17 protein-coding genes, 1 tRNA gene, 1 other RNA gene, 1 pseudogene and 1 other annotated feature are annotated in these 18,150 nt (G+C 40.3%); of the genes and pseudogenes, 14 read left to right on the forward strand and 6 right to left on the reverse strand.

The window, feature by feature from the left end:
* Nucleotides 1-42: 42 nt before the first annotated feature.
* Nucleotides 43-1,011, reverse strand: a complete 969-nt coding sequence (locus tag R0K30_RS20150; protein WP_099728796.1) for a YaaC family protein — start codon at nt 1,009-1,011, stop codon at nt 43-45.
* A gap of 121 nt (nt 1,012-1,132) precedes the next feature.
* Here R0K30_RS20150 and guaB point away from each other — a divergent pair, with 121 nt between their 5' ends.
* Nucleotides 1,133-2,599 (forward strand): IMP dehydrogenase, encoded by a 1,467-nt coding sequence (gene guaB, locus R0K30_RS20155; RefSeq protein WP_099728795.1) that lies wholly within the window; start codon nt 1,133-1,135, stop codon nt 2,597-2,599.
* A 160-nt stretch (nt 2,600-2,759) separates the two neighbouring features.
* Entirely contained in the window at nt 2,760-4,085 is a 1,326-nt protein-coding gene (locus R0K30_RS20160; RefSeq protein WP_099728794.1) for a D-alanyl-D-alanine carboxypeptidase family protein, read from the forward strand.
* Between the two features lie 41 nt (nt 4,086-4,126).
* On the opposite strand, the gene pdxR is transcribed toward R0K30_RS20160, so the two are convergent.
* Nucleotides 4,127-5,605: a MocR-like pyridoxine biosynthesis transcription factor PdxR gene (gene pdxR, locus R0K30_RS20165; protein ID WP_099728793.1), complete on the reverse strand. Its 1,479-nt coding sequence runs from the start codon at nt 5,603-5,605 to the stop codon at nt 4,127-4,129.
* Nucleotides 5,606-5,851: 246 nt separating this feature from the next.
* Here pdxR and pdxS point away from each other — a divergent pair, with 246 nt between their 5' ends.
* The 5 genes and pseudogenes from pdxS (at nt 5,852) to R0K30_RS20190 (ending at nt 10,097) form a co-directional block, all read left to right on the forward strand.
* Entirely contained in the window at nt 5,852-6,736 is an 885-nt protein-coding gene (pdxS, locus tag R0K30_RS20170) for a pyridoxal 5'-phosphate synthase lyase subunit PdxS (RefSeq protein ID WP_099728792.1), read from the forward strand.
* Between the two features lie 20 nt (nt 6,737-6,756).
* On the forward strand, nt 6,757-7,347 hold the full coding sequence (pdxT, locus tag R0K30_RS20175) for a pyridoxal 5'-phosphate synthase glutaminase subunit PdxT (RefSeq protein ID WP_230031764.1): 591 nt from the start codon (nt 6,757-6,759) through the stop codon (nt 7,345-7,347).
* 53 nt (nt 7,348-7,400) lie between these two features.
* Nucleotides 7,401-7,617 (forward strand) — a binding site (T-box leader).
* 49 nt (nt 7,618-7,666) lie between these two features.
* Nucleotides 7,667-8,941, forward strand: coding sequence for a serine--tRNA ligase (serS, locus tag R0K30_RS20180; RefSeq protein ID WP_230031763.1), 1,275 nt, complete (start codon nt 7,667-7,669; stop codon nt 8,939-8,941).
* 596 nt (nt 8,942-9,537) lie between these two features.
* Nucleotides 9,538-9,873: pseudogene (locus R0K30_RS20185) on the forward strand (methyl-accepting chemotaxis protein); the annotation flags it as partial.
* 131 nt (nt 9,874-10,004) lie between these two features.
* A tRNA-Ser gene (locus R0K30_RS20190) sits at nt 10,005-10,097 on the forward strand.
* Nucleotides 10,098-10,183: 86 nt separating this feature from the next.
* Here the strand turns inward: R0K30_RS20190 and R0K30_RS20195 are convergent.
* From R0K30_RS20195 to R0K30_RS20210, 4 genes are all read right to left on the reverse strand, one after another.
* Nucleotides 10,184-10,843, reverse strand: a complete 660-nt coding sequence (locus R0K30_RS20195; protein WP_230031762.1) for a deoxynucleoside kinase — start codon at nt 10,841-10,843, stop codon at nt 10,184-10,186.
* Nucleotides 10,840-11,463, reverse strand: coding sequence for a deoxynucleoside kinase (locus tag R0K30_RS20200; RefSeq protein WP_099728787.1), 624 nt, complete (start codon nt 11,461-11,463; stop codon nt 10,840-10,842). Before R0K30_RS20200 ends, R0K30_RS20195 begins: the two co-directional genes overlap by 4 nt.
* Before the next feature lie 79 nt (nt 11,464-11,542).
* Nucleotides 11,543-12,790, reverse strand: a complete 1,248-nt coding sequence (locus R0K30_RS20205; protein WP_230031767.1) for a glycoside hydrolase family 18 protein — start codon at nt 12,788-12,790, stop codon at nt 11,543-11,545.
* A gap of 99 nt (nt 12,791-12,889) precedes the next feature.
* On the reverse strand, nt 12,890-13,444 hold the full coding sequence (locus tag R0K30_RS20210; RefSeq protein WP_099728785.1) for a cysteine hydrolase family protein: 555 nt from the start codon (nt 13,442-13,444) through the stop codon (nt 12,890-12,892).
* A gap of 79 nt (nt 13,445-13,523) precedes the next feature.
* Between R0K30_RS20210 and tadA the strand changes: the two genes are divergently transcribed.
* The 7 genes from tadA to R0K30_RS20245 all read left to right on the forward strand — a co-directional run bounded on the left by tadA (nt 13,524) and on the right by R0K30_RS20245 (nt 17,918).
* A complete protein-coding gene (gene tadA / locus R0K30_RS20215; RefSeq protein ID WP_410612495.1) occupies nt 13,524-14,000 on the forward strand; it encodes a tRNA adenosine(34) deaminase TadA in 477 nt (158 codons plus the stop codon).
* 76 nt (nt 14,001-14,076) lie between these two features.
* Nucleotides 14,077-14,341: signal recognition particle sRNA large type (ffs, locus tag R0K30_RS20220), an RNA gene on the forward strand.
* Between the two features lie 330 nt (nt 14,342-14,671).
* Nucleotides 14,672-16,384 (forward strand): DNA polymerase III subunit gamma/tau, encoded by a 1,713-nt coding sequence (gene dnaX, locus R0K30_RS20225; protein WP_099728783.1) that lies wholly within the window; start codon nt 14,672-14,674, stop codon nt 16,382-16,384.
* A 25-nt stretch (nt 16,385-16,409) separates the two neighbouring features.
* Complete coding sequence (locus R0K30_RS20230; protein WP_008342011.1) at nt 16,410-16,733, forward strand: YbaB/EbfC family nucleoid-associated protein; 324 nt, start codon at nt 16,410-16,412, stop codon at nt 16,731-16,733.
* A gap of 15 nt (nt 16,734-16,748) precedes the next feature.
* Nucleotides 16,749-17,345: a recombination protein RecR gene (gene recR, locus R0K30_RS20235; RefSeq protein ID WP_003218094.1), complete on the forward strand. Its 597-nt coding sequence runs from the start codon at nt 16,749-16,751 to the stop codon at nt 17,343-17,345.
* An 18-nt stretch (nt 17,346-17,363) separates the two neighbouring features.
* Nucleotides 17,364-17,588, forward strand: a complete 225-nt coding sequence (locus R0K30_RS20240; RefSeq protein WP_008360288.1) for a YaaL family protein — start codon at nt 17,364-17,366, stop codon at nt 17,586-17,588.
* 66 nt (nt 17,589-17,654) lie between these two features.
* Nucleotides 17,655-17,918, forward strand: a complete 264-nt coding sequence (locus R0K30_RS20245) for a pro-sigmaK processing inhibitor BofA family protein (RefSeq protein ID WP_008342006.1) — start codon at nt 17,655-17,657, stop codon at nt 17,916-17,918.
* The last annotated feature ends 232 nt before the right edge of the window (nt 17,919-18,150 follow it).

Genomic DNA, 18,150 nt, shown 5'->3' on the forward strand with positions numbered 1-18,150 from the left:
TTCCCCCTGTGAGAGTAGGACGCCGCCAAGCTTTTCTAAGGATCAGTTCCAGACGGAACTGGTCTTTTTTGTTTTTTCTTCTAACAGCATCATGATATAAGCTGGAAACTTTTCTTCTGCAATCTCCATGTAGCGTTCAATCATGACGTAATCATCACTAATGTATTGAGACAGCAGCTCGTACCACCATTCTGTCTCATAGCGGGCAATCATACTAAGGTTATACATTAACAAGTAATGGCAGATGATCTCAGGGATCCCTAGAAATGCATCTCGTGTTGACGGAATAAACCATTGATCCAATTCTAAATCATAATGAAGATGAGTAGCGAAAGCAGGATTTTCTTCAAGAAATACATTAAACGTCAGCTTTTTGGCTTCTCTCTGTTTGAGCTTCCAACTTGTATGGAACTCAAAGTACTCAATAAATCGTTCAGCTGACATGTTATAAAGCAATGGAATATGATCTTGAATCAACATTCCATTAGCATGTTCGACTTTGACTAATGTCGAGGGCAGCTTTTGAAACTCAAGAACATGGCTCATTTCAGGTATTTTCGAAAGAAGATTGATCATCGTAAATCGTTCATCTTCAAGACCGTTCAAATGAAATAGGTGCTTTAACACATGCATGCATAGTCCATTTCGTTGGATTTTCACTTCATCTTCACTAAAACGGTAATGCTGTTTCTTTCTTTTTCTTGACGTTACGCCATGAGCTAAGACAGAGGTTTGAGAAGGATAATGAGGATCAACAGTAAGCAAACATGCCTTTAGCAACTGCGCCATTCCATAAAATAATAAAATTGGCTTAAGTTCTAGTGGAGCTATGGCGGCCTGTTCATAAAATGTATGACCGTGTTTTAAAAAATAAATAAATCGCTCACAGTTTTTATAGGCTTGCCCGTTCGCATCCTGAATGTTCCGTTTCTCATATTGTTGAAATAGAAACTTCTGGGAAGTTTCGAGTGAGTAAAAACGTTTTAAATCCTTCCATCCTGAACTTTTCATCTTCTTCCTCAACTCTCTCTATATTTTCTAAAAATTGCAACTGTTTGTTGCTTCCTTGACATGCTGTTTCCTAGTTGATAATCTACATATAATATTTTGCCGAAAAGAGGGGGATTTACTAATGTGGGAAAGTAAATTTTCAAAAGAAGGTTTGACGTTTGACGATGTTTTGCTTGTTCCAGCAAAGTCTGAGGTACTTCCGCGTGATGTCGATTTATCAGTTGAGTTAACAAGCACATTAAAGCTAAACATTCCAATTATTAGTGCAGGAATGGACACTGTGACAGAATCACAAATGGCGATTGCAATGGCACGTCAAGGCGGTCTTGGTATCATTCATAAGAACATGTCCATTGAACAGCAAGCAGAACAAGTCGATAAAGTAAAACGCTCAGAGCGTGGCGTTATTACAAATCCATTCTTTTTAACACCAGAGCATCAAGTATTCGATGCAGAGCATTTAATGGGTAAATATCGTATTTCTGGTGTGCCGATTGTAAACAACGAACAAGATCAAAAGCTTGTTGGTATTATTACGAACCGTGACCTTCGCTTTATTTCGGATTATTCAATGAAGATTAGCGATGTGATGACAAAAGAGGAACTTGTTACAGCTTCTGTTGGAACAACATTAGAAGAAGCTGAAAAAATCCTACAGCAATACAAAATTGAAAAATTACCTCTTTTAGATGACGAAGGAACGTTAAAAGGTCTCATCACAATTAAAGATATCGAAAAAGTGATTGAATTCCCTAACTCCTCTAAAGATGCACATGGCCGTTTAATTGTTGGTGCCGCTGTTGGTGTCACTGGCGATACAATGACTCGTGTGAAAAAATTAGTAGAAGCCAATGTTGATGTCGTTGTCATTGATACAGCACACGGGCATTCTCAAGGTGTTCTAAATACTGTATCAAAAATCCGTGAAACGTATCCTTCTCTTAACATCATTGCTGGTAATGTTGCAACAGCTGAAGCAACGAAAGCATTGTTTGAAGCAGGAGCAGATATTGTGAAAGTCGGTATCGGACCAGGATCAATTTGTACAACACGTGTTGTTGCAGGTGTTGGTGTACCACAAATCACAGCGATTTATGACTGTGCAACAGAAGCAAGAAAACATGGTAAATCTATTATTGCAGATGGTGGAATTAAATATTCAGGTGATATCGTGAAAGCACTAGCATCTGGTGGACATGCCGTTATGCTCGGAAGCCTTCTAGCTGGTACATCTGAAAGCCCAGGAGAAACAGAAATTTTCCAAGGTAGACGCTTCAAAGTTTATCGCGGTATGGGTTCTGTTGCTGCAATGGAAAAAGGAAGTAAAGACCGTTACTTCCAAGAAGATAATAAAAAATTCGTTCCAGAAGGTATCGAAGGCCGTACACCATACAAAGGACCTGTCGTTGATACAGTGTACCAACTAGTTGGCGGCATTCGTTCTGGTATGGGCTATTGTGGAACACAAGACTTACGCACACTTAGAGAAGAAGCTCAGTTCATTCGCATGACTGGTGCAGGTCTTCGTGAGAGTCACCCACATGATGTACAAATTACAAAAGAATCACCAAACTACACAATTTCTTGATAAATTGTGACAATCAAATTACATTTGACAGGGTCTATGACTCTGTCTATTTTTTTTGTCTTTATTGTGATAAAATTTATACTGTTGTGTTGAAATAAGCCCTTGTGGATTAAATATATATGAAAAACGTCGAAAAAAGATGAATACGGAGGTATGACGATTGAACAGCAAGATGTTGAAACAGCTTATGGTCTCTATCCTTGCACTGGCATTGATTGTTACAGCTTTTACACCAATGTCCAAAGCAAAAGCGGCTGAAGATCCATTTAATGTAAATGCGAAAGCAGCCATCCTTATTGAAGCTTCTACAGGTAAAATTCTTTATAGTAAAAACGCAGAACAAAGACTGCCTATTGCAAGTATGGCAAAGATGATGACAGAGTATCTATTGCTAGAGGCTATTTCTGAAGGCAAAGTGAAATGGGATCAAACGTATACGCCAGATGATTATGTATACGAAATTTCTCAGGACCGCAGTTTATCCAACGTTCCTTTGAGAAAAGATGGCTCGTATACAGTCAAAGAACTTTATCAAGCAACGGCTATTTATTCAGCAAATGCAGCAGCGATTGGCCTAGCAGAGGTGATCGCTGGATCAGAATCGAAGTTCGTTGAAAAAATGAACGCAAAAGCGAAAGAACTAGGTTTAACAAACTACAAATTCGTCAATGCAACTGGACTAGAAAATAAAGACTTACATGGCAAACAGCCAAAGGGTACGGGTCCTGATGAAGAAAGTGAAGTATCTGCGAAGGATATGGCATTGCTTGCACAGCATCTCATCAAAGACCATCCAGAAATTCTTGAAACAGCAAGTATCGCGAAAACAAAGTTCAGAGAAGGCACAGACGATGAAATGGACATGCCAAACTGGAACTTCATGCTTAAAGGGCTTGTGAAAGAATATGAAGGAGTAGACGGTCTAAAAACGGGCTCTACTGACTCAGCTGGTTCTAGCTTCACTGGTACAGCAAAACGTGGTGACATGCGTGTGATCGCAGTCATCCTAAATGCAAAAGGAAATATTCATACAGCACGTTTCGACGTGGCGAAAAAACTGTTTGACTATGCTTTTAAAAACTTTACGATGAAAGAAATGTACAAAAAAGGTCAACAGATCAAGGGACATGAAAACATCGAAGTCGATAAAGGGAAAGATAAAGAAGTACCTGTCGTAACAAAAGAAGCTTTCTCTGTGCCAGTAAAAAATGGCGATGAGAAGAGCTATAAAGCAAAAGTAAATATCAAGAAAAAGAACCTAGAAGCTCCTATTAAAAAAGGAACGAAGGTTGGCATGCTGACGACTTCTTATTCTGGTGATGAGAAGGACTACGGCTATTTGAATAAAGACCAATCAGGTGTTGAGCTTGTGACGAAAACAGGCGATGAAAAAGCAAACTGGTTCATCCTTGCAATGCGCGGTGTAGGTGGATTCTTCGCTGGCATTTGGGGCGGAATCGTTGATACAGTAAAAGGTTGGTTCTAATAAAAAACTGCTCTCATGCATAGAGAGCAGTTTTTTTATCGTTAAAAGAAAAGTGATTGTTTATGATTTTGAGGTGTGGACAAAGCCTGCTGAAAAATACCACATAACTTTTCCATGCCTTCGGTCAGTGCCTTTTCATTCACATAAGAAAAACTGAGGCGGATATAATTCTGCTTTGGCTCCCCAGGATAGCAGACAGAGCCTGGCAGAAAGGTGATTTGCTGCTTACGCGCCTCATGTAAGAGTGCACGTGTATCGACCCAGGAAGGAAAGCTGAGCCATAAATTGAGCCCGCCCTGTGGTATTTGCCACGTGACGTCCTTCGGTGCATGCTTTGTCAAAACATCCATCATTAAATCGCGTCTTACTTTCAAGGCAGTTCTTAACTTTTTCGTATGATCAATCATTTTCTTCGATGTCAGAAACGGTAATATGGCCTTTTGTGTGAGAAGAGGGCTGCCTAAATCATTATTGGCCTTAGCCGCTAATAAACGGTTAAATATAGAGCCTGACGCTGTAATAATCCCAATTCTGCAACCTGGAGCCAGTGTTTTACTTAATCCTCGTAAATAAATGACGTGTCCATCGTGATCCAAACTTTTGATTGGTGCTGGCGGCTTCTTTTCAAAATAAAGCTCACGATAAGGATCATCTTCTACAATGAGACAATCAATGCTTTGTGCCAGTGAGAGAAGCTGTTTTCTGCGCTTCATCGACATACTGGCGCCTGTCGGACTGTGAAAAGTAGGGATCGTATAGATGAGCTTTGGTTTATATTTATCGCAAATGCTTTGAAGCTGCTTCATGTTCATCCCTTCATGATCGACTGGAACCGTAATGATTCTTGCCCCTCTGCCCATAAAGACATCAATCGCGCCTGGATAGGTGGGTGCCTCCATGACGACCACATCATCCGGCCCGATAAACGTACGTGACACCAGATCAAGCCCTTGCTGAGAACCACTTGTCACTAGGATATTTTCAGGAGTAGAAGGCACATCTAATTTTTCTAAAAAAGACTGAATGACCTGACGAAGCTGAAGATCACCTTGTATTTCTCCGTACTTCGACATAATTTGAGGATGCCTGGCTAGTACATGCTGCATTTCTTTTTCTAAATACCGGTTAGGTAAAAGTCCTGGATCGATCATAGAAGAAGAAAGGTTAATGGCTTCTTCTACATAATGATACTGAGCGAATTGAGACCTCGGTAAGTAATCTGGAATGGACAACTGCCAATCGAAAGAGGTAGATGATTGAACCGGGATGTCAGTTTGCTCATGCTGCTCATCCACAAAAGTTCCTTTACCTTGCACAGTTGTTAAATATCCGTCATCCTTAAGCCGTGTGTATGCCTTTGCTGCTGTGACAAGACTCACATTGAGCTGCTTAGCTAAATCACGTACAGTCGGCAGCTTCTCCCCCTGCTGAAGCAGACCCGATTGAATGTGATCAACGATTGAAAAGTAAATCTGATTTGAAAGAGATGTATCTGAATGTCGATGGATATCAATATGCATGAGAATCCTCCAATGTATGCAAAATTGTTATACACTGTTTTAAATTGTTATAGTTATATTATAGCATATAAATCACGCTTAAAAGAGAAAAGGGCAACTTTTTAGCCGACATTCCTTTATATATAAGGGTTTATCCTTTTTTATCAGCTGGTTGAATTGTTATACTATTCTCTTTATTGTTATACTGTCTCGCTTGTATGATAGAGATGTTGAATCAATCGAATAGACAAATGGGAGGAAACAATTGTGAGCAATAAGGGAACTGAACGAGTAAAACGTGGAATGGCAGAAATGCAAAAGGGTGGCGTCATTATGGATGTCGTCAATGCTGAGCAGGCAAAAATCGCAGAAGAAGCAGGTGCGGTGGCAGTCATGGCACTAGAACGAGTACCAGCTGATATCCGTGCGGCAGGCGGTGTTGCCCGAATGGCAGACCCAAGAATCGTGGAAGAAGTTCAAAATGCGGTAACGATTCCAGTCATGGCAAAAGCACGTATCGGCCACATCGTGGAGGCTCGTGTTCTTGAAGCGCTTGGTGTTGATTATATCGATGAGAGTGAAGTGCTAACGCCCGCTGATGAGGAATTCCATTTAAATAAAAATGAATACACCGTACCTTTTGTATGTGGATGTCGTGACCTAGGTGAGGCAACCCGCCGTATTGCAGAAGGTGCATCCATGCTGCGGACGAAAGGAGAACCTGGGACAGGCAACATTGTAGAAGCAGTCCGCCATATGAGAAAGGTCAATGCTCAGATTCGAAAAGTAGCGGCGATGAGTGAAGATGAACTGATGACAGAAGCAAAGAATCTAGGAGCACCTTATGAATTATTGCTTCAGATCAAAAAAGAAGGCAAGCTGCCTGTTGTTAACTTTGCAGCTGGAGGCGTTGCGACACCAGCAGATGCTGCGTTAATGATGCAGCTTGGAGCAGACGGCGTATTTGTCGGATCTGGTATTTTTAAATCAGAACATCCTGCTAAATTTGCAAAAGCCATTGTAGAAGCAACGACTCATTTCACCGATTACCGTCTCATTGCAGAACTTTCTAAAGAATTGGGAACAGCCATGAAAGGAATTGAAATTTCAAATCTACTGCCAGAAGAGCGTATGCAAGAGCGTGGCTGGTAATTAAGGGAGCGCAAACGAACATGCTAACAATTGGTGTACTAGGGCTTCAAGGTGCGGTGAGAGAGCATATTCAATCAATTGAAACTTGCGGCGCAGAAGGAAAGATCATCAAACGAGTAGAAGAGCTAGAAGCCGTTGACGGTCTGATTATCCCTGGTGGAGAAAGTACGACGATGAGAAGACTTATGGATACGTACCGATTTATTGACCCGATCAAAGCGTTCGCTGCTCAAGGGAAACCAATTTTCGGGACATGTGCCGGTTTGATTATGCTGGCAAAGCATATAGAAGATCGAGAAGATGCTCATCTTGGACTGTTAAATGTATCTGTTGCACGTAATTCATTTGGCAGACAGGTAGACAGCTTTGAAGCAGGTGTAGAAGTGAAAGGACTGGATGCGCCGTTTACAGGGGTGTTCATCCGTGCGCCTCATATCGTCAGCTCAGATGATAGCGTAGAGGTCTTAGCTGAATATGATGGCAGGATTGTGATGGCGAAAGAAAACAATATCTTAGGTTGTTCTTTTCATCCAGAGTTGACAGACGACCACCGGTTAACGCAGCTGTTTGTTGAGATGGTGAAGTCCTACAAAACGAAGCTCGCTGTATAAAACGGTTGAAAAGAGATAAAACTTATAGTACATTAAAATCACAATCAAAGATCGAAAAAGCGTTGACGGGAAATAGTAAGAAGCCCCTCTTTCTCAGAGAGCCGATGGTTGGTGAGAATCGGTGAAAGATGCATTCTGAATCCATCCTTGAGCGAAATGCTGAAACACGAGAAGTAAGCATTTACGGTGATACCGTTACAGAGGAAAGAGGAAAGCATGATTTTGCATGTTTTCAATCAGGGTGGCAACGCGAGAGCTCTCGTCCCTTTCATGGGATGAGGGCTCTTTTTATTTTTCGATAAAAAAAGGAGTGTAACACATGCTGGATATTAAACAACTGCGCACGGACTTTGATCAAATCAAAGAAAAGTTAGCACACCGAGGCGAAGATTTAGCTGATTTTGATAAGTTTGGTGAACTAGATCAAAAAAGAAGAGAATTAATCGGTAAAACAGAAGAATTAAAGAGCCGAAGAAATGAAGTATCGCAGCAAGTGGCCGTTCTAAAAAGAGAAAAGAAAGACGCCGATCACATTATTCAAGAAATGCGTGAGGTCGGAGATGAGATTAAGAAGCTGGATGATGAGTTAAGAACAGTAGAAGAAAGCCTGCAACACATTCTGTTCTCAATTCCGAATATCCCTCATGACTCTGTACCAGTTGGTGAAACAGAAGATGACAACATTGAAGTGAGAAAATGGGGTGAACAGCCAGCATTCTCATTTGAGCCAAAACCGCATTGGGACGTAGCGGATGTGTTAGATATTCTAGATTTTGAACGTGCAGGAAAAGTGACAGGAAGCCGTTTCGTTTTTTATAAAGGGCTTGGCGCACGCTTAGAGCGCGCACTTTATAACTTCATGCTCGATTTACATGTGGATGAGTTTGGTTTTACTGAAGTGCTTCCGCCTTACATGGTCAACAGAGCAAGCATGACAGGAACTGGCCAGCTTCCAAAGTTTGAAGAGGATGCTTTTAAAATTCGAGAAGAAGATTATTTCCTCATTCCAACGGCTGAAGTGCCAATCACCAACATGCACCGTGACGAAATTCTTGAGGGAGAGCAGCTGCCAATCAATTATGCAGCATTCAGTGCTTGCTTTAGATCAGAAGCTGGATCTGCCGGCAGAGATACACGCGGGCTCATCCGTCAGCATCAATTCAACAAGGTAGAGCTCGTGAAATTTGTTAGACCAGAAGATTCTTATGAAGAATTAGAGAAACTAACGAATCAAGCAGAAAAAGTTCTTCAGCTATTAAACCTGCCATATCGTGTCATGAGCATGTGTACGGGAGATTTAGGTTTCACAGCTGCGAAGAAATACGATATCGAAGTATGGATTCCGAGCCAAAATACGTATCGTGAAATTTCTTCTTGCAGTAACTTCGAAGCGTTTCAGGCAAGACGAGCAAACATTCGTTTCCGCCCGGAGCCTAAAGCAAAGCCGGAGCATGTTCACACATTAAATGGATCTGGTTTAGCGGTAGGAAGAACTGTGGCAGCCATTTTAGAAAACTACCAACAAGAGGACGGTACAGTGATCATTCCTGAAGTGCTGCGTCCTTATATGGGAAATAAAGAAGTGATGAAATAAGATGCCGTTATGGCATCTTATTCTTTTTACCTAAAGTTCTACAGCTTTTCTAAAATAAGCCGATAAAAAAACTAAAAGCTTCTAGGAAAGAAGGAATAACCTTGAATAGGCTTGACTATTATGTTGAAATGGCTCAATTACTTAGAAAAGTTCTAGATGAAAGTATCCTTTTCGGCATCACTGATACAGAGAAGGTGCTTTGTTATTACCCGTCTAACACAATAGATTTTGGCATTAAAGTAGGGGACGCATTGAACCCAGAAGACCAAAACGTGGCGACGACATTAAGAGGACAAGAATATGACGGTCATTTACCAGAGTCTTTATACGGCTATGAAGTTGCTGTAAAAGGTTACCCAATTTTTGATGAAGATAGAAAAGTGATTGGCTCCTTTTTAGTGGCCTTTTCACATCATCGCGAAAAGAAATTAAGCGGTTATATGGAGCATATTAATAAAGTAGCGAAAGAACTACAAGGTGGAATTGAGCAAATTGCTGCGCATTCACAAGAGCTGGCGGCTACAAGCCTAGAAATAAGCGACCAGGCAGGAAGAGCGGAAGAGAAGTCAGCGAACATTGAAGAAGTCGTCAAAACCATAGGCGGGATCGCTAGACAAACAAACCTGCTTGGTCTAAATGCTGCAATTGAAGCGGCAAGAGCAGGTGAAAATGGAAAAGGGTTTGCTGTCGTTGCTGATGAGGTACGTAAATTGTCAGATGGTTCGAAGGAAGCGGCTGAAACCATTAATACATTCTTAAAAGAAATCCAAGACAGCATTGGCACTTTGTCTGAAAACATCTCACAAATTAGCAGCTCAACAAACGAACAAGCCAAACAAGTGACAGACTTTACAAAGATTATCGAATCATTAAATGAGTTTAAAGAAGAGATGAATCAGTTTATTGAGGAAATTAGACAGGATACGAAATAGAATCAAGAGCAGCCGTCATTTTGGCTGCTTTTTATAGGTAGATCATCATAACAAAACACATGTTTAAATTTTTTTGTGAAAAGATGTTGACTTCAAATGAAATGATATGATATATTAATTCTTGTCGATACGGAGGAATACCCAAGTCCGGCTGAAGGGATCGGTCTTGAAAACCGACAGGGGTGTCAAAGCCCGCGGGGGTTCGAATCCCTCTTCCTCCGCCATATTGATTTTACCTTAGTTGAATTGAAACGCAAGCATAAAAATTGGAAATTGTCAAACCGCTGCATTCGAAATGCAGCGGTTATTTTTATTTTGTTTTAGAACGATTTTTGTGAATAACAGAAGCAATTTCGTGAAGAATGGGATCAAGTGAGCTTTCATCATGAAGTAAGTCATAATCTTCAATATTAATTTTAATTACTGGGCATAAATCAAATTGTTCGATCCATTCAGTATATCGAGCGTACATTTCTTCCCAATATGCTCGATCTGTTTGAGTTTCCATCTCTCTTCCGCGCTCTTCAATACGATGTAAAATATGATCTAAATCCCCATGTAAATAAATAAGGACGTCAGGGTGAGGGAAGTAAGGTGTCATCACCATCGCCTCAAATAGACTCGTATACGTTTCATAATCTACCTCGGACATCGTGCCTTTGTCCGCATGCATTTTAGCGAAAATGCCAGTGTCCTCATAGATCGAACGATCTTGCACATATCCTCCACCAGATTCAAAAATTCGCTTTTGCTCCTTAAAACGCTCAGCCAGGAAATAGACCTGTAAATGAAAGCTCCATCTTTGAAAATCTGAATAGAAAGGCTCTAAGTATGGGTTGTCATCTACTTTTTCAAGAGAGGTTTGAAATCCTAGCTTGTCCGCTATTATTTTCGTCATGGTTGATTTTCCCACGCCGACAGTCCCGGCGATTGTTATGACTGCGTCCTTTGGTATTTCGATATTGTTCATAGCACTTGCTCCTTTATGTTCTGTACAATTTGCTGGTAATCTTGCTGTGAGGAAACGAAGTCTGTATGATCTCCTTCAATTGTAATGATAGGAAGCCCTGGGTCAGTCTGTTTTAAATGTTCAATGGCCAGCTCATAATCTTCAATTAAGGTTTTTAAATAAGCTGGGTCGATGTCTGCTTCAAAAGAGCGTCCTCTCATCTGTATTCTATTAAGTAAGGTGGGAAGGCTGGCTTTTATATAGATCATGGCATTGGGTTTAGGAAGATCATCTGTTAGCAAATGATAGATCTTTCTGTATTTATCCATGTGCTTTTTTGATAATGTTCTTTCTGCAAATATCATATTTTTATAGACATGATAATCTGTAACAATCGGTTGTTGTTTTTTCACATAGTTTTCTTCAATTGATTCTAACTGTTTGAACCGATTGCATAAAAAGAACATCTCAAGCTGAAAGCTCCATTGTTCCATATCTTCATAAAATTTATCTAAGAATGGATTTTCTTCTACAATCTCTTTTACTAAAGGAAATTGAAATTCCTTCGCAAGCATTGTAGCCAAAGTTGTTTTTCCGGCTCCAATTGGGCCTTCCACTGCAATAAAAGGGGCAGGATACATAGGCGTTCTCCTCTATCTATAAAGTTGTCAAACCAATGTATATTGTACCATACCCCTTCTAAGAGATAGAGCGAATGGATTACGATGTCGTTCTTTTTTCAATATTAAATTGATCTGATAATAAGAGCCAATTTTGTGGGAAGGATAGACCTAGTTTCCAGTAAGCAATTCCGTTCAAGTTTAACTCTTTGATGAGATTAAATTTGGCTTGAATCGACCTTGCGTCTTCGAACCATACCTCATGCTCTTTATTATTAGCATCTGTATAACGAAAATAGGGAGCTTGTGCTGTTTCATCGTAGAGAATGGGTACATCATTCTCTCTAGCAATTGCGATCGCTTGTTGAGGACTGACGGCTTTGGCAATGGGGCCGCCCTGTACGTAAGGAAGCGTCCAATCATAGCCGTATAAATTCTGCCCCATTACAATTTTGTTGGCCGGCATGACAGTCAGTGCATATTCAATGACTTGGCGGACAGGACCAATTGGAGAGACGGCTTGTGCAGGACCTCCGCTGTATCCCCATTCGTAGGTCATCAACACAACATGATCAACGATCTTACCGATGGCTTCATAGTCATGAGCTTCATACCATTTTCCTTTTTGTTCACTACTTGTTTTAGGAGCAAGCGCAACGGAAATTGTCCATCCTTCTTGGTGGAAACGGGTTGTTGCCTCTCTTAAGAATTGAATATAAGCATCTTTATCAGCAGGGCGTAAATATTCAAAATCAAAATGGATTTCTTTTAATTGATACTTTTGAGCAACGCGAACGATTTCATTTAAAAATGTGGTTTTGACAGATTGGTTTGTTAAAAGGATTCGTCCAAGTTCATCACTGAATTTTTCATTCTCTAGGTTTGTGACCACCATGGATAATATGGTTCTGCTTTGAGCGGCAATCTGAGGTAGTTGGTCTAACGGTGGTTCTCGCAGTGTCCCGTCTCTTTGTGCTTGAAAACTAAAGGCGCCTAAATGGGTTAAGTATGGAGAGGCTTCTCTAGCTGCTTGCTTTAAGTTTTCACTGACTTGATTTCCACGTGGTTCAATATAAGCATTGGAATTTATGTTTCTTTTCGGTCTTTGTGGAATATAGAGCAAGAATCGAATAGGAAGTATTGCTTCAGGCCGAATCCTATTCACACGTGCCAATTCTTCCACTGAAATTTGAAATTGCCTCCCAATTTGATAAAGTGTGTCATTTTGTTTGACTTCATAAAATTGACCTCTAATTGGAATGACAATTGTTTGTCCGATGACGAGTTGATTTGGTGTTTCGATGTCGTTGGTGCGGATGATTTCATTGACTGTTGTTTTAAAACGCATGGCAATCTCACTTAAAGTATCTCCTCTTTTGACAACATAAATTTGAATAGTCAACGCCCCCTTTGTTATTGCTAACAATTTATGAGGGTTATGGATAAATCATGTTTGATTTTCATTCGTGATCTCTTTAGCAGTTGTGATTTTAGCAAGAAGAACGTTCTCCATCATCGTTAAAGCGTACTCGTTATCTCTATCATTGTTTGAAGCAATACAATCTTTAGGTACAATCAGATTGTATTCTCGCATGTATGCGTCATTTGCAGTGAAAAGAACACAGATGTTTCCTGCAATTCCAGTTAAAATAAGATCATGAACACCTAGTTCATTTAGAAGTGTCTCTAGTGCTGTTCCATAGAAGGCAGAATGCTTAGGTTTAATTAAGAAATAATCATCGTTAGATGGTGCCATTTGCTCTAAAATAGGGGCGCTTCTTTCGTTTTTACATGTTTGTATGACAGCTTGAATGTCAGCCTTCCAGAGTCCGTAGTGGTCGTTGATGTAGATGATTGGCCAATTTTCCTTGAAAGCGTGTTGTTTAAGGGCTAAAATTTTATTGGTCATTTGCTCTGTTTTTTCAGCGAGCACATGTCCCATTTCAAAATCAAAATTATTGATCATGTCGATAATAAGCAGTGCCTTTTGGTGATTTGGCAAAATAAGACCCCCTTCAAAAGATTGTGGTAATATGTTAACCTCAATATCCATTTAAAAAACATGAAAAGAGAGCTGTGCTATGACGAAAGATGAACAGTTTATGCAAGAAGCCATTTTTGAAGCCTTAAAAGCAGAACAAATAGGAGAAGTGCCGATCGGTGCTGTCATCGTTGTAGATGACCAAATTGTGAGCCGCACTTATAATTTAAGGGAAAGTGAGCAGCGTTCAATTGCACATGCAGAATTACTTGCCATTGATGAAGCGTGTAAAGTGACTGGAAGCTGGCGTTTAGAAGAAGCTGTACTTTATGTTACGCTTGAACCATGCCCAATGTGTGCGGGTGCTATTGTGCTTTCCAGAGTGAAAAAGGTCGTATTTGGTGCATATGACCCTAAAGGTGGATGTGCAGGTACTTTAATGAATTTACTGGATGATGAACGGTTCAATCATCAGTCAGAAGTCATTGGTGGTGTACTTGAAAATGAGTGCGGTGAGCTGTTAAGTCAGTTCTTCCGAGATCTCCGTCAGCGGAAGAAACAAGCGAAAAGTAAATGAATGGATGTCGTTTGCAATTTCAACTGTAAGAAGGTATACTTATTTCTGCGTCACTAACAATTTAATATTCATTTTGCCGTGCTAAGCGGGGAGGTAGCGGTGCCCTGTACTCGCAATCCGCTCTAGCGAGGCCGAATCCCTTCTCAAGGTTCGTTTACTTCAAGGTCTGCCTTAAATAAGTGGTGTTGACGTCTGGGTCCTGCGCAATGGGAATTCATGAACCATGTCAGGTCCGGAAGGAAGCAGCATTAAGTGAAACCTCTCATGTGCCGCAGGGTTGCCTGGGCCGAGCTAACTGTTTAAGTAACGCTTGGGGTAGCGAATCGACAGAAGGTGCACGGTAAATCAATATTAAATGTAACTCATCTAGTTTATCTAGGTGAGTTTTTTGTTGTTGTTCAAAGAATAGCTCAGTTGCTAGGTTGATACAAATGATTAAAAAGCCTTTTTGAGGTGATTTGCTTTTAAAATGACTTATAACAGGAACTGTTGTTCTGTTTGGGCTGGCAGGTCATTTTGCAAAGCTAGAAAATTTGTTTTTGATTCATGAAAAGTAAAAAATCTTCATATGAAAACGCCATTTTCGCTTATTAGAAAATAAAGGTGTACTTTTGAATTGATCGTTGCATCATGTATAATGAAGATGATGATAAATGGAGGAGGGCGTATTTGTGAGTTATCAAGCTTTATACCGAGTGTTCAGGCCTCAAGTTTTTGAGGATGTTGTTGGACAAGAACACATCACAAAAACGTTGCAAAATGCCCTTTTGCAGAAAAAGTTTTCTCATGCTTACTTATTTTCAGGTCCTAGAGGAACAGGTAAAACAAGTGCTGCTAAGATCTTTGCAAAGGCAGTGAACTGTGAAAAGTCACCTGTTAGTGAACCGTGTAATGAATGTGATGCCTGTAAAGGGATTACAAACGGTTCTATTTCAGACGTGATTGAAATAGATGCTGCCTCGAATAACGGGGTAGATGAAATCCGAGATATACGTGATAAAGTTAAATTTGCTCCTTCGGCGGTTACATATAAGGTTTATATTATAGATGAAGTACATATGCTCTCTATCGGGGCATTTAATGCACTCCTTAAAACGCTAGAGGAACCGCCTGCTCATTGTATCTTTATTTTGGCTACCACAGAGCCTCATAAGATTCCTCTTACCATCATATCCCGGTGTCAGCGATTTGATTTTAAACGGATCACGACAAAAGATATTGTTGGAAGAATGGAGAAAATTGTAGATGCAGAAAGTCTAAATGTACAAGAGGGCTCGCTCGAGATTATTGCTAGTGCAGCAGATGGCGGTATGCGTGATGCACTAAGCCTGTTGGATCAAGCGATCTCATTTAGTGGTGAACAACTGACAATTGATGATGCGCTGCTCATTACAGGTGCTGTATCTCAGCATTTCATTAGTCAGCTTGCCGAAGCTATTTTTGATCAAAATATTGCTGTAGCGTTAGATACATTAAATGAATTGCTCCAGCAGGGGAAAGATGCGGCTAAATTAATAGAGGACATGATCTTTTACTTTAGAGATATGTTGCTTTATAAAACGGCACCAGATCTTGAAGGAGTACTTGAAAAGGTAAAAGTCGATGAAAAGTTCGTGGCGCTCTCTGATCGTGTGACGCCTCAGTTTCTGTATGAGACGATTGAAGTGCTTAATAAAAGCCACCAAGAAATGAAATGGACGAATCATCCAAGGATTTTCTTTGAAGTAGCTGTTGTTAAGCTTTGTCAGTCAACGGCCGGAATGACACAATCTCATGCTCACTCTGATTTAACAGCTTTAACGCATAAAATAGACAGGCTTGAACAGGAGCTATCTAGGCTGAGAGCTGAGGGTGTACCGATGTCTCAGTCTCATAGTCCTCAAGAAAAAAAGGAAGCACCTCGACCACAAACAAGCAACAAAAATGGCTATCGTGCACCTGTTGGCCGAATTCACGAGATTCTAAAAGAAGCGAAGCGGCCGGAGTTAGAAAAATTAAAAGGCAAATGGGGAGAGCTCCTTGCCCAGTTGAAACAGCAAAATAAGGTGTCTCACGCTGCGCTATTAACGGATAGTGAACCAGTTGCAGCTGCATCTCACGCCTTTGTTTTAAAATTCAAGTTCGAAATACATTGTAAGATGGTGGCTGAAGATAAAAGTGGTGTTCGAACCAACCTCGAGCACCTGCTAGAGTCTATGCTAGGAAAAAGAGTGGAATTAGTTGGCGTTCCTGACGCTCAATGGGGTAAAATAAGAGAAGAATTTTTAAAGGATCATCAGCCGGATGAACAGGCAGATGGTCAGGCAACTTCTGCTGAAGAGGATCCATTGATTGCGGAAGCAAAGAAGTTAGTAGGAACTGATTTGATTGAAATTAAAGATTAACTAAAAGAAAGAGAGTGGTGTTCATATGCGCGGTGGAATGGGAAATATGCAAAAAATGATGAAACAAATGCAAAAAATGCAAAAGGATATGGCTAAGGCTCAAGAAGAGCTTGCGGAAAAGGTTCTTGAAGGTACAGCAGGTGGCGGTATGGTCACTGTCAAAGTAAATGGACAAAAAGAAGTCGTTGATGTAGCAATTAATGAAGAAGTTGTCGATCCTGAAGACATCGATATGCTTCAAGACCTTGTACTTGCAGCGACAAATGATGCATTGAAAAAAGTCGATGAGCTAACAAATGAAACAATGGGTCAATTCACAAAAGGAATGAACATGCCAGGTTTATTCTAGGGGGAATAACTAAAGATGCAATATCCTGAACCAATATCAAAGCTGATTGATAGCTTTATGAAATTGCCAGGAATCGGACCGAAAACTGCGGTCCGTCTGGCTTTTTTTGTTCTTAGTATGCAGGAAGATGTCGTACTAGACTTTGCGAAGGCGCTTGTAAATGCAAAGCGTAATTTAACTTATTGTTCGGTTTGCGGCCATATCACTGATCAGGATCCCTGCTATATTTGTGAAGATACAAGAAGAGATCAATCTGTTATCTGTGTAGTACAAGATCCAAAAGATGTGATTGCAATGGAAAAGATGAAAGAATATAACGGCTTATATCATGTGCTTCATGGTGCCATTTCGCCAATGGACGGAATTGGACCGGAGGATATTAAAATTCCTGATTTATTAAAAAGATTGCAAGACGATCAAGTGACAGAGGTGATTCTTGCAACCAACCCAAACATTGAAGGAGAAGCTACAGCCATGTATATCTCCAGATTGTTGAAACCATCAGGAATTAAACTCTCTCGTATTGCTCACGGACTCCCAGTAGGTGGAGATTTAGAGTATGCAGATGAAGTCACACTTTCTAAGGCTCTAGAAGGCAGACGTGAGATGTAGGAAGGAGAAGTACGGTACATGGGTTTTCTTCGCAGAAAATCAATTCGAAAAGAATTCGATGAGAAACTAATTCAACAGCTTTTTAAGCAAAAGGAAGAATGGAACAGACAAAAAAAGCTTGTCGCAAATAGCGTTGAGCCTTCACCGGACATTCTATTCGAATTAAAGCTTGCTCAAGCGAAGTACTTTTTCTATCTGAGAGAAGCGAAAAAGAGGAATATACGTTTAAACAACTGGAGGTAGCAGGTCTATTTTACATAGTCCTCTCATATGCTTGTACTATTCATATGAAGAGGAGATGAGAGGATTATGGAACCTGTTATTGTGATTGGTTCAATTTTGCTTGCTGTATTATTGTTGTTTATGTCAGGTGTTCAAGCGAATCCATTCAAATGGTTAGGACTTATCGGAGTTAAGTTTGTGGCAGGCGCTCTTTTTTTATTTTGCCTGAATTTGTTCGGTGAGAGTTTAGGGCTTCATGTCTCCATTAACCCTGTAACGAGTGGAATTAGTGGTTTATTGGGCATTCCAGGCGTAGCGGCTTTAGTCGTAATAGAAAAGTTTATTATTTAATGAAAAATAATATTGACTTTGATTCTGTATGGTGGTAAATTAATATACGTCGCTGATGACGAAGAAACGAAAAAACATAACAACAAAAAAGTTGTTGACACTAACAACTTGGATGTGATAAGATGTTCTAGTCGCTTCTGAAGCGGTAAACAAGTTCTTTGAAAACTAAACAAGACAAAACGTACCTGTTAATTCGAGTTTTTATAAAAAATCCTATGATACATCATAGGTA

The sequence above is a fragment of the Bacillus sp. SIMBA_154 genome, assembly GCF_046536015.1.
GTDB lineage: Bacteria > Bacillota > Bacilli > Bacillales > Bacillaceae > Bacillus > Bacillus pumilus_P.

What these genes read in the sequence shown, in the direction of transcription:
- R0K30_RS20150 (WP_099728796.1), bottom strand. Translation starts at nt 1,011, where the DNA reads ATGAAAAGTTCAGGATGGAAGGATTTAAAACGTTTTTACTCACTCGAA.
- guaB (WP_099728795.1), top strand. Translation starts at nt 1,133, where the DNA reads ATGTGGGAAAGTAAATTTTCAAAAGAAGGTTTGACGTTTGACGATGTT.
- pdxR (WP_099728793.1), bottom strand. Translation starts at nt 5,605, where the DNA reads ATGCATATTGATATCCATCGACATTCAGATACATCTCTTTCAAATCAG.
- pdxT (WP_230031764.1), top strand. Translation starts at nt 6,757, where the DNA reads ATGCTAACAATTGGTGTACTAGGGCTTCAAGGTGCGGTGAGAGAGCAT.
- serS (WP_230031763.1), top strand. Translation starts at nt 7,667, where the DNA reads ATGCTGGATATTAAACAACTGCGCACGGACTTTGATCAAATCAAAGAA.
- R0K30_RS20195 (WP_230031762.1), bottom strand. Translation starts at nt 10,843, where the DNA reads ATGAACAATATCGAAATACCAAAGGACGCAGTCATAACAATCGCCGGG.
- R0K30_RS20200 (WP_099728787.1), bottom strand. Translation starts at nt 11,463, where the DNA reads ATGTATCCTGCCCCTTTTATTGCAGTGGAAGGCCCAATTGGAGCCGGA.
- R0K30_RS20205 (WP_230031767.1), bottom strand. Translation starts at nt 12,790, where the DNA reads ATGCGTTTTAAAACAACAGTCAATGAAATCATCCGCACCAACGACATC.
- tadA (WP_410612495.1), top strand. Translation starts at nt 13,524, where the DNA reads ATGACGAAAGATGAACAGTTTATGCAAGAAGCCATTTTTGAAGCCTTA.
- R0K30_RS20230 (WP_008342011.1), top strand. Translation starts at nt 16,410, where the DNA reads ATGCGCGGTGGAATGGGAAATATGCAAAAAATGATGAAACAAATGCAA.
- recR (WP_003218094.1), top strand. Translation starts at nt 16,749, where the DNA reads ATGCAATATCCTGAACCAATATCAAAGCTGATTGATAGCTTTATGAAA.
- R0K30_RS20240 (WP_008360288.1), top strand. Translation starts at nt 17,364, where the DNA reads ATGGGTTTTCTTCGCAGAAAATCAATTCGAAAAGAATTCGATGAGAAA.
- R0K30_RS20245 (WP_008342006.1), top strand. Translation starts at nt 17,655, where the DNA reads ATGGAACCTGTTATTGTGATTGGTTCAATTTTGCTTGCTGTATTATTG.